Origin of the sequence: Tahibacter caeni, assembly GCF_024609805.1 — a bacterium.
Classification (GTDB): domain Bacteria; phylum Pseudomonadota; class Gammaproteobacteria; order Xanthomonadales; family Rhodanobacteraceae; genus Tahibacter; species Tahibacter caeni.
Genome location: NZ_JANFVR010000099.1, coordinates 1 through 15,274, shown reverse-complemented (window position 1 = coordinate 15,274; position 15,274 = coordinate 1). Strand labels below are relative to the sequence as shown.

11 protein-coding genes and 1 pseudogene are annotated in these 15,274 nt (G+C 69.9%); 6 read left to right on the top strand and 6 right to left on the bottom strand.

The features are described 5' to 3' along the window. A pseudogene (locus tag NON22_RS10850) lies at window positions 1–323 on the top strand (hypothetical protein); the annotation flags it as partial. On the opposite strand, the gene NON22_RS10845 reads toward NON22_RS10850, so the two are convergent. Continuing rightward, entirely contained in the window at window positions 324–1,433 is a 1,110-nt protein-coding gene (locus NON22_RS10845; protein ID WP_257386950.1) for a serine hydrolase domain-containing protein, read from the bottom strand. Window positions 1,434–1,558: 125 nt separating this feature from the next. Next, a complete protein-coding gene (locus NON22_RS10840; RefSeq protein WP_257386949.1) occupies window positions 1,559–3,334 on the bottom strand; it encodes a patatin-like phospholipase family protein in 1,776 nt (591 codons plus the stop codon). Window positions 3,335–3,447: 113 nt separating this feature from the next. Between NON22_RS10840 and NON22_RS10835 the strand changes: the two genes are divergently transcribed. The 4 genes from NON22_RS10835 (at window position 3,448) to NON22_RS10820 (ending at window position 8,086) form a co-directional block, all read left to right on the top strand. Next, window positions 3,448–5,490 (top strand): M3 family metallopeptidase, encoded by a 2,043-nt coding sequence (locus NON22_RS10835; RefSeq protein WP_257386948.1) that lies wholly within the window; start codon window positions 3,448–3,450, stop codon window positions 5,488–5,490. Window positions 5,491–5,655: 165 nt separating this feature from the next. Beyond that, a complete protein-coding gene (xth, locus tag NON22_RS10830; protein ID WP_257386946.1) occupies window positions 5,656–6,426 on the top strand; it encodes an exodeoxyribonuclease III in 771 nt (256 codons plus the stop codon). Then, the gene (locus NON22_RS10825; protein WP_257386945.1) at window positions 6,423–7,094 is read left to right on the top strand and encodes a YecA/YgfB family protein; all 672 of its coding nucleotides are present in this window, start codon (window positions 6,423–6,425) and stop codon (window positions 7,092–7,094) included. Before xth ends, NON22_RS10825 begins: the two co-directional genes overlap by 4 nt. Window positions 7,095–7,228: 134 nt before the next feature. Next, window positions 7,229–8,086 (top strand): pirin family protein, encoded by an 858-nt coding sequence (locus NON22_RS10820; protein ID WP_257386944.1) that lies wholly within the window; start codon window positions 7,229–7,231, stop codon window positions 8,084–8,086. A gap of 193 nt (window positions 8,087–8,279) precedes the next feature. Here NON22_RS10820 and NON22_RS10815 read toward each other — a convergent pair whose 3' ends face one another. After that, window positions 8,280–10,517: a S9 family peptidase gene (locus NON22_RS10815; protein ID WP_257386943.1), complete on the bottom strand. Its 2,238-nt coding sequence runs from the start codon at window positions 10,515–10,517 to the stop codon at window positions 8,280–8,282. Between the two features lie 149 nt (window positions 10,518–10,666). On the opposite strand from NON22_RS10815, the gene NON22_RS10810 reads away from it, so the two are divergent. Beyond that, window positions 10,667–11,701, top strand: coding sequence for a phospholipase A (locus NON22_RS10810; protein ID WP_257386942.1), 1,035 nt, complete (start codon window positions 10,667–10,669; stop codon window positions 11,699–11,701). A 189-nt stretch (window positions 11,702–11,890) separates the two neighbouring features. Here NON22_RS10810 and NON22_RS10805 read toward each other — a convergent pair whose 3' ends face one another. From NON22_RS10805 to mnmE, 3 genes are all read right to left on the bottom strand, one after another. After that, a complete protein-coding gene (locus NON22_RS10805) occupies window positions 11,891–12,772 on the bottom strand; it encodes a hypothetical protein (protein WP_257386941.1) in 882 nt (293 codons plus the stop codon). Continuing rightward, entirely contained in the window at window positions 12,769–13,740 is a 972-nt protein-coding gene (locus tag NON22_RS10800) for a helix-turn-helix domain-containing protein (protein ID WP_257386940.1), read from the bottom strand. The genes NON22_RS10805 and NON22_RS10800 overlap by 4 nt, the downstream gene beginning before the upstream one ends. A 202-nt stretch (window positions 13,741–13,942) precedes the next feature. Next, window positions 13,943–15,274, bottom strand: a 1,332-nt coding sequence (mnmE, locus tag NON22_RS10795; RefSeq protein WP_257386939.1) for a tRNA uridine-5-carboxymethylaminomethyl(34) synthesis GTPase MnmE, incomplete at its 5' end; no start/stop codon positions are given.

Genomic DNA, 15,274 nt, shown 5'->3' with positions numbered 1-15,274 from the left:
TTCCGCCGCATGACTGGCTGGACCGGCGTGTCGGTGAAGTCGCCGGCGACAGCCGCCGCGGCGGCTGGCCCGAGGACCGCCTCGAGCTGGCCGTGCTGCAGCTCGCGCGCGGCGATCGTGCCGCCGCGGTCATTGCATTGCAGGCCGCCGTGGAGGACGGCTGGCGCGATCGCGCCTATCTGCAGACGTCGGCACTGTTCCAGCCGCTGGCCGGCGACCCGGCCTTCGTGCGCGTGCTCGAAGACGTCGCCGGGCGCGTACGCCGCGAACGCGGGACGGCGGCGGCCTCGATCGCCGCCGCCGAGGTCGCCGCGCCGCGCTGATCAGCGCGGCGGCATGGCGCCGAGCACCGCGTCGCGGAACAGCGCCTGCGAACGCGGATGCGCCGTGCGCTGGTTGTAGGTCGTGCTCGTGACCACGGCGACGAGGTCGAACTGCGGCGCGACGAAGACGTAGTTGCCGCCGTTGCCCGACATGGCCCAGGTCCATTCGTCGCGTCCCCGGACCGGAAAGCGGAAGCGCCAGATCTGGTAGCCGTATTCGGTGGCGTCGCGCGGCACCGCGCGCGGCGTCAGCATCGCGGCGATCCAATCGGCCGACACGACCCGGCGTCCTTGCCAGCGGCCCGCATCGCGCAGCAGCTCGCCGAACTTCGCGACGTCGCGCGTGCGGTAGCGCGTGCCGCCGCCGCCCATGCCCACACCTTCGGACGAGCGGTTCCATTGCACCTGCGCGATGCCGAGCGGCTGCTCCAACGTCTCGCGCGCGAACTGCGCGAGCGGCAGGCCGGTCGCGCGCTCGACGACGGCGCCGAGCAGGAACGACCCGGCCGTGCAGTAGGAGAACGCGCGGCCGTAAGGGCTTTCGGACGGGCGCTTCTGCCACGGCGCATAGCCGCGGACCGGCAGGTTCAGCGCGAACGCGGTCCAGTTCTCGCTGACGTACATGCGTTCCTCGTTGCCGCTGGAGAACGCGTTGTCGTCGTCGCACTCCCAGACGCTGCTCATGGTGAGCAGGTCTTCGAGCGTCATCGCGGCCTTGCGCGGATCGAGTCCGCGCGCGCGGACCGTGTCGCGGAACCACGGATAGACCTTGGCCTGGGCTCCCGCGATGCGGCTGCGGTCGATCGCGGCGCCGACCAGCAGCGCGGTCAGGGTCTTCGTCGCCGAGCGCATGTCGTTGAGCTGGTCGCGGCTGCCGCCGTTCGCGTAGGCCTCGTAGATCAGCCGGCCGCGCTGCGCGACCAGCACGCTCGTGATGCCGGCATGGCTTTCTTCGGCCAGGGTCACCGTCAGGCGGTCGAGACGGGCCGTGTCCCAGCCCAGCGCGGCGGCGTCGGCCACGGGCCAGCCGTCGTCGAGGCGGGCCGGCACCTCGTAAGCGGTGGCCGTCGTGGCCAGGGTGAACGCGATGAAGCCGAGCAAATGACGCATGGTGTCCTCCGGTTGATCGACGGGGACAGCCTGCAACGGCGGCGAATGAAGCGCCGGAAGCGCGAATGAAGAAGAATGAAGGCGCCTCGTCGGGGCAGCGCGCGCCGCAGACCGGCGGCCCGCGGCTAGAGCAACGGCGTATCGTCGGCCAGGGCGTCCTTGGGCCCGCCGATCTCGCGCAGCGCGTACTGGTAGCCGAGCTCGATCGCGCGCTCGTAGGCGGCCCAGTCGAGCAGGCCGACGCCGGTCACCGGCGGCGCGAGCAGCAGGCTGGCCTTCGCGCGGCGGTCGGCGTTGGCGGCCTTGGAATTCACCATGCCGGCGCGCAGCAGGATGCTGACGACGCCGGGCCGGGCCGGGCGGCCGAACTGGTCCAGCAGCAGGCGCCAGCTCTGCGGCGACGCGAATTCCTCGACGCGCGCATGCAGCACGTCGTCGGCGCCGATGTCCACGCCGATCACGTCGCCGACCGATTCGTCGCGCATGACGTCGGTCGGCAGATTGTTGATGACGGCACCGTCGACGAGCACCTGGCCGTCGTGGAACACCGGCGGCAGTACGCCCGGAATGGCCGAGCTCGCACGTAGCCAGTACCAGAGCGGGCCGCTGCGATGCGTCACCGCGTCGCCGCTGGTCAGGTTGGCCGAGACGGCGAAGAACGGCAGCGCCAGGTCCTCGATGTGCCGCTCGCCGAAAGCCTGCCGCAGCAGCTCGGAAACGCGCCGGCCCGACGTCATCGCGACGAACGGAAACGTGTAGTCCGACAGCGGCCGGCCGGCGACGAACGCGCGGCGGTACTTGTCGATCATTTCCTCGTCGCTCCAGCCGGCCGCGACGCCGGCGGCGATGATCGCGCCGATGCTCGTGCCGCCGACGGCGTCGATGCGGATGCCGGCCTCGCGCAGCGCGCGGATCACGCCGATGTGGGCGAAGCCGCGCGCGCCGCCGCCGGACAGCACGAGCCCGAGGCTGCGCCCGGCGATCAGCCGCGCGATGCGTTCGACGTCGTCGGGTCGGCACCAGTGATGCAGCCGCGCGCCGGGCGCGGCTGCGAGCCAGGCCGCTCCGCTGCCGGCGAGCACTTCGCCGCGGCCGTGGCGCAGCACGAGGTGGCGCGGCCGGAACAGCGCCTGCTGCGCGTTCTGGCAGGCGCGTTCCTGCCACGGCGAGGGCGGCGACGCTGCGTCGGCGAGCAGCAGCAGCGCATCGGCCTGGCGCACACAGAGCTCGCGCCAGTCGCTGGCCTCGGCGTCGGCCAGGTAGATCACGAAGCGGAATGCAGCCTCCTGCGCGGCGAACCAGGCGCTGGTCTGGCCGGCCGCATGCCCGGCCTCGAGCACGCGGCAACTGCCGTAGGCGCCGAGCACCCGCTCCAGCGCGTAGGCGAAGGCGCGCGCGTCGACGCCGGCATCGTGCGGCAGCACGGCCAGGGTGCGCGGCGAGGACGTCAGGTCGCCGCTGCGCCGGCGCACGAGACGCTCGACCGCGACGCGCGCGGCTTCGAGCATGGCCGTGGGCTGGCGCTGCACGAGTTCGTTGAACGCCGTGCGCGACAGGCGCAGCAGCTCCGAATCGCGCAGCGCGCGCACCGTCGCCGAGCGCGGCTGGTCGACGATGAGACCGAGTTCGCCGACGCTTTCGCCGGCGGCGATCAGGCCGATGCATTCCTCGACGTCGCTGTCGCCGCGGCGGCGGAACGCGCCGAGGCTGCCGGAACGCAGCACGTAGAGCGCGTCGGAAGTTTCGCCGGCCTCGAACAAGGTCGCGCCGCCGGGCAGCACGAACCATTCCAGCACCTCGGTCAGCGCCGCGAGCTCGTCGTCGTCGAGATGGCGGAACAGGGTCGAGCGGCGCAGCAGCTCGCGCTCCGGCAAGGTCAGCGGGATATCGGCGGCCGTCATGCGCGCAATGCTACGCCGAGCCCGGCGGCAGCGGCGCGGCAGGCCGGCCATGCGCTTGATTTTCCGCGGGCCGCGCTACACCTTCGCGCTTTGCCCCGCCCCGGAAAGCGATCATGGATGCGACCAACCCCCTGCTGCGCGACGGCGAGCTGCCGGCTTTTTCGGAGATCCGGCCCGAGCACGTGGTGCCTGCCGTCGAGCACATCTTGAACGACTACCGCGCGGCGATCGACGCGCTGACGGCCGCATCCGGCACGCGCGATTTCGCCAACACCCTGCTGCCGCAGGAGGTCTGGGAGGAACGCCTGGACCGGACCTGGTCGCCGGTGTCGCATCTGCACTCGGTCAAGGATTCCGACGAGCTGCGCAAGGCTTATTCGACCGCGCTCGAGGCGATCACCGAATACTCGACCGAGCTCGGCCAGAACCGCGAGCTCTATGCGGCCGTCGACGCGGTGGCGCAGCGCAGCGATTTCGCCGGCCTGCCGCGCCCGGCGCGCACCTTGACCGAGCACGCCTTGCGCGATTTCCGCTTGTCCGGCGTCGCGCTCGAGGAGCCCGCGCGGTCGCGCTTCAAGACCATCGCCAACGAGCTGTCGCGCCTGGCGACCGAGTTCGAGGAAGCCGTGCTCGATGCGAGCGAAGCCTGGAGCGAGCATCTGACCGACGCGGCCGCGCTGGCCGGCATTCCCGAATCCGGCCGCGCCGTGCTCGCCGCCTATGCGCGCGAAAAGGAACTGGACGGCTGGCTGGTCACGCTCAAGCAGCCCAGCGTGCAGGCCGTGCTGACCTATGCCGACGACCGCGCGCTGCGCGAGCGCGTCTATACGGCCAACGCGACGCGCGCCTCGGACCAGGGTCCCGATGCCGGCCGCTTCGACAATTCCGAACGCATCGAGCAGATCCTCGCGCTGCGCCACGAAGCCGCGCAGCTGCTCGGCTTCGCGAATGCGGCCGAGGAATCGCTCGCGACCAAGATGGCGGCCTCGCCGCAGAAGGTGCTGGATTTCCTGACCGACCTCGTGCGCCGCGCCAGACCCGTGGCCGAGCGCGAGATCGCCGAGCTGCGCGCGTTCGCCGCGGCCGAGCTGGGTCTCGCCGACCTGCAGCCCTGGGACATCGGCTATGCGTCGGAGAAGCTGCGCGAACGCCGCTTCCAGCTCAACGAAGAAGAGCTCAAGCCGTATTTCCCGTTGCCCGCGGTCATAGCGGGGCTGTTCGGCATCTGCGAGCGCGTGTTCGGCATCCGCCTGCAGCGCCGCGACGGCATCGACGTCTGGCACGAGGATGTCGCCTACTACGAGGTGTTCGACGCGAACGGCCAGCCGATCGCCGGCGCCTACGTCGATCTCTACGCGCGCAGCGGCAAGCGCGGCGGCGCCTGGATGGACGTCTGCCGCTCGCGCTTCCGCGACGCCGACGGCCTGCACCGGCCGATCGCCTACCTGACCTGCAATTTCGCGCCGCCGACCGCGACGGCGCCGTCGCTGCTGACCCACGACGACGTGCTGACCCTGTTCCACGAGTTCGGCCACGGCTTGCACCATCTGCTGACCGAGATCGACTATCCAGGCGTTTCCGGCATCAGCGGCGTGGAGTGGGACGCGGTCGAGCTGCCGAGCCAGTTCCTCGAGAACTTCGGCTGGCAGCGCGAGACGCTCGACCTGTTCGCGCGGCATTACCAGACCGGCGAGGCGCTGCCCGACGCGCTGTTCCAGCGCATGCTCGCGGCGCGGCATTTCCAGGCCGGCATGTTCCTCGTGCGCCAGCTCGAGTTCGCGCTGTTCGATTTCCGCCTGCATCTGGAGTTCGACCCGGCGCGCGGCGCGCGCACGCTCGAAGTCCTGCAGCAGGTGCGCCGCGACGTCGCGGTCGTGCACCCGCCGGCCTGGCAGCGTTTCCCGCACAGCTTCACGCACATCTTCGCCGGCGGCTACGGCGCCGGCTATTACAGCTATCTCTGGGCCGAGGTGCTGTCGGCCGACGCGTTCGCGCGCTTCGAGGCCGAAGGCGTGTTCAACGGCGCGACCGGCGCCGACTTCCGCCGCGAAGTGCTCGCGGTCGGCGGTTCGCGTCCGGCGCTGGAGAGTTTCGTCGCGTTCCGCGGCCGCGAGCCCGATGCCGAAGCGCTGCTGCACAGCTACGGCCTGGTCTGATCGCGCGCCGCAGCGGGCGGAATCCGCCGCGGCGCCGGGCGCGCTCGACCGCGGTGCGACGGCTTCTTCCGGCGCCGGTCCCGCCGTCGGCGATCGGTGCGGCGAGCGCCGCGACGACGGCGTCCGCCGGTGGCTATCTGCAGGACGGGACACTAGACTGCGCGCATGAAAATCGCGACCTGGAACGTCAATTCGCTCAACGTGCGCATGCCGCACCTGAAGCAATGGCTCGTGGCCGCGCAGCCCGACATCGTCGCGCTGCAGGAAACAAAACTGGAAGATTCCAAATTTCCGGACACCGAGCTGGCCGCGCTCGGCTACCGCAGCGTGTTCTCGGGACAGAAGACCTATAACGGCGTCGCGCTGCTGTCGCGCCACGACATGCCGCAGAACATCCTGACCGGCGTGCCCGGACTCGACGATCCGCAGCGGCGCATCCTGATCGCCGACGTCGGCGACCTGCGCATCGCGAACCTCTACGTCGTCAACGGCCAAGCCGTCGGCAGCGAAAAGTACGCCTACAAGCTCGACTGGCTCGCGCGCGTGACCGACCACCTCGCCGGCGAGGCCGCGCGGCACCCGAACCTCGTCGTGCTCGGCGATTTCAACATCGCGCCGGAAGACCGCGACGTGCACGATCCGCTCGCCTGGAAGGACCAGATCCTCTGCTCCGAGCCCGAGCGCGCGGCGCTGCGCAAGCTGCTCGGCATCGGCCTCGTCGACACCTTCCGCGAATTTCACAGCAACGACGGCGCGTTCAGCTGGTGGGACTACCGCCAGGCCGCGTTCCGTCGCAACCTCGGCCTGCGCATCGACCTCGTGCTGGCCAGCCAAGCGCTGCGGCCGCGTTTCGCGGGCGCGAGCATCGATCTGGAACCGCGCCGGTGGGAGCGTCCTTCGGACCACGCGCCGGCGCTGCTGGAACTCAACGCATGACCGAACGCGAAGTCACGCCCTCGCTCGAGGACCACGAGCTCGACGAGCTCGATCAGTACCTGCGCGCCCATGCGCGCGAGAACGAAGGCGATCTGCTGCTCGACGGCGTGCACGGCCTGCTGACCGTGCTCGCGATAGGACCGGACCCCGCACTGCCGGACGAATGGCTGCCCGAAGTGCTGCACGCGCCGTTCGCCGACGAGGAAGAGGGCGAGCGCGTCCTGCAGCTGCTGGCCAAGCTCAACGATTCCATCGTCGGCGAGATCGAAGCCGAGACCTACGAACCGATACTCGGCGAAGTCGACCTTGAGGACGGCGGCGTCGCGCTGTCGGCGGCCGGCTGGTGCGAAGGCGTCAGCCGCGCGATCGACCTGCGCGCGAGCGCCTGGGAATCGCGCCTGGCCGAAGACGCGCAGCTCATGGAAATGCTCGGTCCGGTCATGGCCCTGTCGGTCGACGAAGGCGTGCTGACGGCCGAAGCCGAATTCGAGCGCCTGACCGAGCAGGAATACGACGACTGCCTCGCGCACATTCCGCAGGTCGTCGCCCAGGTCGCGCAGTATTGGCGAGTGCATCCGGCCAGCGAGCGCGAGAAGGCCGGCAGCGGCGCCGCGTCTAGCGAATTCCGCGATCCGCCGCGGCGCCGCGGCGGCCGCTGGGTGCATTGAACCAGGCCGCGGCCGTCCGAACGGCGCGCGGCGCCGCGATTGTTGCGCTGGCGAAACAGAGCTGTTCATGCATCGCGGCTTGGCTGGGGACGTCGCGGCAACCATCTAGCGGCGTTCATCGTCCGGAGCACGCCATGAATGCGACAAATCCGAGCTCGCGCCATATCGTCAGGACCGTGCGCGGCATGCCGGCCAGCGACGGCGCCGGGGTCAAGCTCAATCGCGTGATCGGCCAGCCGGCGCTGGACATGCTCGATCCGTTCCTGATGCTCGACGAGTTCCGTTCCGACCAGCCCGGCGACTACCTCGCCGGCTTTCCCGATCATCCGCATCGCGGCTTCGAGACCGTGACCTACATGCTCGCCGGCAACATGCGCCATGGCGACAACCAGGGCAACAGCGGCCGCCTGCGTGCCGGCAGCGTGCAGTGGATGACGGCCGGACGCGGCATCGTGCATTCGGAGATGCCCGAGCAGGAAGACGGCCTGATGTGGGGCTTCCAGCTCTGGGTCAATCTGCCGGCCAGGGACAAGATGACCGCGCCGCGGTATCAGGACATCGCGCCGGAACGTGTGCCGCAGCTGCATCCGGCCGACGGCGTGGAGCTGCGTCTGCTGACCGGCCGCATCGGCGAAACCAGCGGACCCGTCGCCGACGTCGCGACCGAACCGCTCTACGTCGACGTGCGCCTGGAGGCCGGTGCGCAATGGACCGCGGAACTGCCCGAGCGGCACAACGCGTTCGTCTATGTTTACGACGGCGAGGCGACGGTGGGCGATGGCGCGCAGACGCACCCGGTGGCGCGCGGCGAACTCGGCGTGCTGAGCCACGGCGCGCAGGTCCGCCTCTCGGCCGCGGCCGGCGCGAAGCTGATCCTCGTCGCGGGCCGGCCGTTGAACGAGCCGGTCGCGAAGTACGGTCCGTTCGTCATGAACACGCAGGAACAGATCCTGACCGCGATCCGCGACTACCAAGCCGGCCGCTTCACGTGAAGCGGCGCGGCGCTCGGCGCGGCTTGTCGATCTTGCGCGCCGGCACCGGCACGCAGTTCATTTCCCCGGGCCGTTCGCCGGCGAGCGGACGAACGACTTGGCCGCAGTCCGCTTGTAGTGCAGGGCGCCGGTGTCGGTCTGCACGGTGAGCGTCGCGCCCGCGGCGTCTTCGTGACCGCTGCCGGCGGCGCCGTCACGGCGCCGCCGGCGTCTTGAGCTGGCGGTCGAACCAGCGCTTGACCGTGTTGTAGACGTGTTTCTTCATCGCCGGCGTCGACATGCCGTGCTTGCCGCCCGGATACGTCATGAGCTCGAACGCCTTGCCGCGGTTCTGCAGCTCGGCCATCAGCTGCGTCGAATGGGTGAACAGCACGTTGTCGTCGGCCATGCCGTGGATCAGCAGCAGCGGCGAGGCCATGCCGTCCAGCCACGGCAGCACCCCGCTCGTGCGATAGCCTTCGGCGTTGTCCTTGGGCTGGCCGAGATAGCGCTCGGTGTAGTGCGTGTCGTAGAGGCTCCAGTCGGTGACCGGAGCGACCGCGGCCGCGGCTGCGACGATGTCGGAGGACTTGGCCAGCATCATCAGGCTCAGATAGCCGCCGTAGCTCCAGCCGAACACGCCCATGTGCCGGCCGTCGACCCAGGGCTGGCCCGCGAGCCACTGCAGGGCGGCGCGCTGGTCTTCGACTTCGATCTTGCCGAGCTGGCGATGGATCGGATCGGAGAACTGGCGGCCGCGGCGCGCCATGCCGCGGTTGTCCAGGGTCAGCACGACGTAGCCCTGCTGCGCGAAATACTGGTCGAGCAGATCGCCGAAGTCGCGCTTGGCGAGCTGCGCCGTCGGCCCGCCGTAGAAATGCGAGATCACCGGGTAGCGCTTGGCCGGATCGAAGCCGGCCGGCTTGTACAGGCGATACCAGAGCGCCTGGCCGTCGGCGGCCTTGATGCTGCCGAACTCCGGCACGAGGTGCTCGGCTCGGTACGGCGCATACGGATGCGCCGCGTCGACTCGGTTCTCGGCGATCCAGGCCAGGCGTTCGCCGTCGGGTCCGCGCACGCCGACCTGGGTCGGCGTCTGCGGATCGCTCCAGCTGTCGACGAACAGCTTGACTGCACCGTCGCCGGCGAAGGTCGCCTCGTGCCAGCCGTCGTCGCGCGTAATGCGCTGCGGATTCGCCGCGTTGCTGCCGTCGAGCTTGAGCGCATAGACCTGCTTGTCGAGCGGATGGTCGCGGTTGGCCGCGACGTAGACGAGTCCGGCCGCTTCGTCGACGGCCAGCACGCGATCCACGTCCCAGTCACCGGAGGAAAGCGGGAATTTTTCCTTTCCGTCCATTCCGTACAAGTACAGATGCTTGTGGCCGCTGCGGTCCGAGGCCCAGACGAACGCGCTCTGGCGCGACAGGAAGCGCAGATCGTCGTGCAGGTTGATCCAGGTCGCATTGGTCTCGCTGAGCAGCAGCTGCGACTTCAGGGTGTCGACGTCGACGAGCACGAGATCGAGGCGGTGCTGGTCGCGGGTCTGGCGCTGGAACGCGACGTGCTTGCCGTCCGGCGTCCAGTTCACCCGGTTGAGGTAGATGTCGCCGTCGCTGCCGAGGTCGATCCAGCGCGGGCGTCCGCCGCCGGGCCGGATCAGGCCGAGCTGCACCTTGACGTTGGGCTGGCCCGCGGCCGGATAGCGCTGCTCGGTCACGTCGGTGCGGTCGGGCTGGATCTCGAAGCGCTGCACGACGGGCACGCGCGCCTCGTCGTAGCGCTCGAACGCGATCCAGTCGCCCTTGGGCGACCACCAGTAGCCGCTGAAGCGGTCCATTTCTTCCTGCGCGATGAACTCGGCTTCTCCGTTGTGCACGGTGTCCTTGCCGTCGTCGGTCAGGCGCTGCTTCAGGTTGGTCTTGAGATCGACGACCCAGAGGTTCTGCCGGCTCACGAACGAGACGTAGCGGCCGCTCGGCGCGACCTGGGCGTCGATGATCTCGGCGTCCTTCGGCGTCAGCGAGCGCACGGCTTCGGCGGGCGGCGCGTCGAGATCGTAGAGATAGAGCTGGCCGGCCAGCGGAAACAGCAGGCGCCGGCTGTCCGGCGCCCAGCGGTAGTTCACGATGCCCTTGAGACCGGCGATGCGCTGGCGCTCGCGCGTGGCCTTCTCGGCGTCGGACAGGGCTTCCTCGGCCGGCTGCAGCACGCGCGAATCGACCAGCAGCCGCGTCGCGTCGTCGGCCAGATGGTATTCCCAGAGATCCAATGCGTTCTGGTCGTCGGCCTTGCCGCGCAGGAACGTGACGCGCGAACCGTCGGGCGCGATCTTCAGGCCGCGCGGCGTCGTGCCGAGGACGGCGGGATCGTCGAGGATGCGTTCTATCGTGAGCTTTTCGGACATCGCAGGCAGGGAAAAGGCCAGTAGGCCAGCCATCAGCATCGTACGCATGAGCAACCTTCCGCAAACGAAGCCCGCATTAGACCGGGTTTCGGTGCCGGACGTCATGTCGCTGCGCGGCGCAGGCGTGGGTCCTGGGCCAAATCGGCGGCGGCGCGCCTGCTAGCATGGGGGGCTTTCCGACCCGGAGTTCGCCGCCGATGGATCTGCGCCGCCTCGCCGCCCTGCCGCTGTTGCTGCCGTTCGTGCCGGCCGCGACGGCGGCCACGCCGTCCGACGCGCGCGCCTGCGCGGCGATCGCATCCGATCCGGAACGGCTGGCCTGCTACGACTCGCTGTTTCCGCGCCGCGTCGCACCGGCATCGGCCGCGGCGCGCCCGACCGAGCCGCCGGTGATCTACGCGTTCGACGAGCCGGCGTCGCCGCGCGCCGAGGAACGTTCGCTGCTCGACAGCCGCTGGGAGCTCGAGCCCGACGCGAAGCTCGGCGCGTTCAACATACGCGGCTACAAGCCGCTCTACGTACTGCCGTTCTTTCACACCTCGAACATCAACGCCTCGCCGCGCAGCCCGTCGCCGGATCACGACGTCGAGCTGCCCGAGCGGCTCAAGGCTGCCGAGATGAAGTTTCAGCTGAGCTTCAAGGGCAAGATCCTCGAGAGCCTGTTCGGCGACAACGGCGATCTCTGGCTCGGCTATACCCAGGCATCGCACTGGCAGGTCGCGAACCCGCAGATCTCGCGCCCTTTCCGCGAGACCAACTACGAGCCGGAGCTCATGCTCGTGTTCCGTTCCGATCTGCGCGTGCTCGGCTGGGACGGCCATCTGTTCGGCGTCAGCGTGAACCACCAGTCCAACGGCCGCAGCCTGCCGCTGTCGCGCAGCTGGAACCGCGTCGTCGGCCAGGCCGGCTTCGAGCGCGGCGACTGGACCGTGATGGTGCGGCCCTGGTGGATCTTCAAGGAATCCTTCGACAAGTCCGACAACCCGGACATCGGCGACTATCTCGGCCACGGCGACGTGCAGATCGTGCGCGTCTGGAACGGTCACGAGTTCGCGCTGATGCTGCGGCCGAGCGCCGAAGGCGGCGCGGCGCAGTTCGACTGGGCGTTCCCGATCCACAATCAGCTTCGTGGACATCTGCAATTGTTCGACGGCTACGGCGAGAGCCTGATCGACTACAACCACCGCGCGACCTACGTCGGCCTCGGGCTTTCGCTGCTGGAGTGGTACTAGCGTCCTGTTCCGCAAATCGCCGTCGAACGATTCTCGGGTCTTCCGCCCCGATACGTCGTTGCCGGCGGTCGCGATGACGTAGCTGCGACTCCTCCCGGCGCCGGTGTCGGGGCGAAGTCGCTCAGGCATTTCCTGACCGTACTGCGGAACAGGACACGCGAAGATCCCGTCGGTCTTCGCGGGCTCCGCTCAGACCCGCGCGACGAGTTCGCGGAGGCCGGCGTGCGCGCGCGCGTAAGCCGGCAAGGTCGTGCCGTGCGCGGCGAGCAGGCTGTTCAGCGCGATCGTGTGCGCGGCGCGCAGAAGATCGGCGAGATTCGCCACGCCGCGCGCCGCTGCGGCCTTCAGCGCAGCGACGTCGTCGGGATACAGCGCGGTCAAGGTTTCGCGCCATTCGGCCAGCCACTGCCGGTCGGCCAGCGGCGACTGCTGTCGCGCGAGCCACCACAGCGCGACCGCGCGGCCGACGTCCTTGACGAAGCGCGGCGGCTGGCCCGGCAGGCCGGCGATCGGCGTGGTGTCCGGCTCCGCGTGTTCGAGCAAGTGGGCCAGCGCCATGCGCGCCGGACGCGCGACGCGCAGGCCGAATTCGGTGTCGTCGGCCGCATGCGCGGCCACGCCGAGATAGCGGAAGCTCGGCAACGCGAACGCGCCGAGCCCGGTCGCGAAGCGGCGCCAGTGCTTGCGCACGGTCTGGCCCGGCGGCGCTTCGGCGAGCAGCTCGACGAACCAGTTCGCCTCGCCGCCGGGCGGCCGCAGGCGCAGCACCGGCAGATCGTCATCCCGCCTCGTCTCGTCGCCGGGCCGGCGTCCGTGCGTGAACTGCGGCTGCCAGCCTTCGTCGAGCCACAGGCGGCTCAGCGATGTCGCGGTCGCGACCGCATCGACGGACGGGCGCAACAGCAGGTCGATGTCCTTGGTCGCGACCGCGTAGGTGCCGGAGACGTCGCGGAACGCCCAGGCCGCGGCGATGCTGCCGACGACGACGACGTGCGCGCGCAGCCCCGGCGATATCCGTTCGGCCACGCGGTGCAGCAGTTCGGCCGCATCGAGCAGTGCGTACGCGTTCATGCGCGCAACGCCTTCGCGTAGTGCAGGGCCTGTGCCGCGAGACCCTGATCGAGCAGGGACAAGTAGACGTCCATGGCGCGCGCGCTGCGCGCGCCGTCGACGGGAATGTCGCGCAGGAACGTCGTGTCGGCGCGCGTCACGGTCACGACCACCGGCGCCGGTGCGAGCACGCTGGGCTCCGGTTCGAGTCCGTCGTCGAGCAGGCGCAGCAGCATGGTATCGAAGGTCTGCGCCGCACGTGGCAGCTGGGCCAGCAGGTCCAGTCGAGGCAGGCCGAGCAGATCGAAGGACGCGACGTCGGCGCGGGCGACCGCGACGCCCGACAGGGCAAGTTCCCGCCAGCCGGTCGGCCCGGTCGAACCGAGCAGCACTGCTGCGCGCTGCTGCAGCAGCGCCGGCGGCTTGATCTGCGCGCCGCGTTCGAAGCGAAAGCGCAGGCTCTGCGGCGCCGCCTGCAGCTTCGCGAGCAGGTCGACGGAGACGTCTTCGGCACGGACAGCGACGGAGCGCCCGCGCTGGCGCACGATGCCGGCTTCGCGCAGCTCGGCCAGCGCCGCGCGTATCGGCGTCTGCGAGGCGCCTATGGCCTCGAGCAGAGCCTTCACAGGCTGCGGACCGGCATTGTCGAGATCGGCGCGCAGCAGTTGGCGCAGAATTTCGAAGCGGTAGTTCGGTCTTTGCAACTGCTGCAAACCCGACCCGACCTCGTAGTCCGCATGTTTCTCACCGAGCCGCGGTGCGTTCGATTCGACGACGAGGATCAGTCGCTCGCGCAGGTCGGACGCGAGCGCCGGCAGCAGCTGCTCCCATTCCCGGCGCACGGTCGCTTCGCTGATCAGCGGATCGGTCACGACCAGTTCGGCGCCGCCGCGGGTGCCGAGCAGGCTGGCCGCCAATGACAGCAGCTCGGCGCGGAGGTCGCGCGTGTTCCGCAGCTGGTGCAAGGTCCTGCGCAGCCGTACGGCCATGGCAGCTCCGGAATGGCGGCTTCGGCGGATTGTCCCCGATCAGTTTTTTCTCTGCAAGTACAAAATCATTCTGCATGTAATTTCTCGGAGCGCGACTGCCACGGGCTCCTGGCCGGCAACGGCAGCCATCCTCGCCGGTGGCCGGGAAGGCGTCGCTTCACGCATTGCGCAGGCGACGCGGCGAGCGGAGCGACGCGGCGGCTCATTTGCCGATGCAAAAGCTCGAAAAAATCGCGCCGAGCAGGTCGTCGCTCGAGAATTCTCCGGTCAGTTCGCCGAGGTCGCGCTGCGCGTGGCGCAGCTCTTCGGCAGCGAGTTCGCCGGCTTGCTGGTCGAGCAGCGCGAATTCGGCGGCGGCGAGATGAGCGGCGACGCGCTCGAGCGCGAGCACATGGCGCGTGCGCGCGCTGAAGGCGCCGGTGCTGCCGTCGCCGATGCCGGCCAGGGATTTCAGTTCGCGGCGCAGCAGGTCCAGCCCGGCGCCGGTCCGCGCCGACAGATCGATGCGGATACCGGCTGCCTGCTCGCTGCGCTGCGGCGGCGTCTGCGCGAGGTCGATCTTGTTGCAGACCAGCAGACGCGTCTGGCCCGACTGCGTGGGACCGAGCAGCGCGAGATCGGCGTCCAGGTGCTCGGCGTCGCTGACGAGCAGCGCGACGTCGGCGCGTTCGAGTTCGCCGCGCGCGCGGCGCATGCCTTCGCGTTCGACGATGTCGGCGGATTCGCGCAGACCGGCCGTGTCGACGAGGGTCAGCTGCACGCCGTCGAGCTGGATGTTCTCGCGCAGCACGTCGCGCGTGGTGCCAGCCACCGGCGTGACGATCGCGCGGTCCTGCGCCGCGAGCGCGTTGAGCAGGCTGGACTTGCCCGCGTTGGGCCGGCCGACGATGACGACGTGCAGGCCGTCGGCGAGCCGTACGCCGCGGCGCGTCTCGGCGAGCAGCGCCGAGAGCTCGTCGCTGACACCGTCCAGACGCGCGCGCAGTTCGGGCGCAGCGAGGAAATCGATTTCCTCTTCGGGAAAGTCGATCGCGGCCTCGATGTAGACGCGCAGATCGACGAGGCCGGCCAGCAGCTGCCGCACGCGCTGGGAGAACGCGCCGTCCAGCGAGCGCAGCGCGGCGCGCGCGGCGGCTTCGGACTGGCTCGCGATGAGATCGGCGATGGCCTCGGCCTGGGCGAGGTCCAGCTTGCCGTTGAGGAAGGCGCGTTCGGAGAACTCGCCGGCGCGCGCCGGGCGCGCGCCGAGCTCGCAGACGCGGCGCAGCAGCAGATCGAGCACCACGGGCGAGCCGTGGGTCTGCAGCTCGACCACGTCCTCGCCGGTAAACGAATTCGGTTGTGGAAAATGCAGCAGAATTCCGCGATCGATCAGCGCAGCGCCCGCATCGCAGAAGGCACAGTAGTGGGCATGGCGCGGCTGCGGCGCGCGTCCGAGCAGGGTCGTCGCGATGGCCGACGCCTGCGCGCCCGACACGCGCAGCACGCCGATGCCGCCGGCGCCCGGCGCGGTCGCGATCGCGGCGATGGTTTC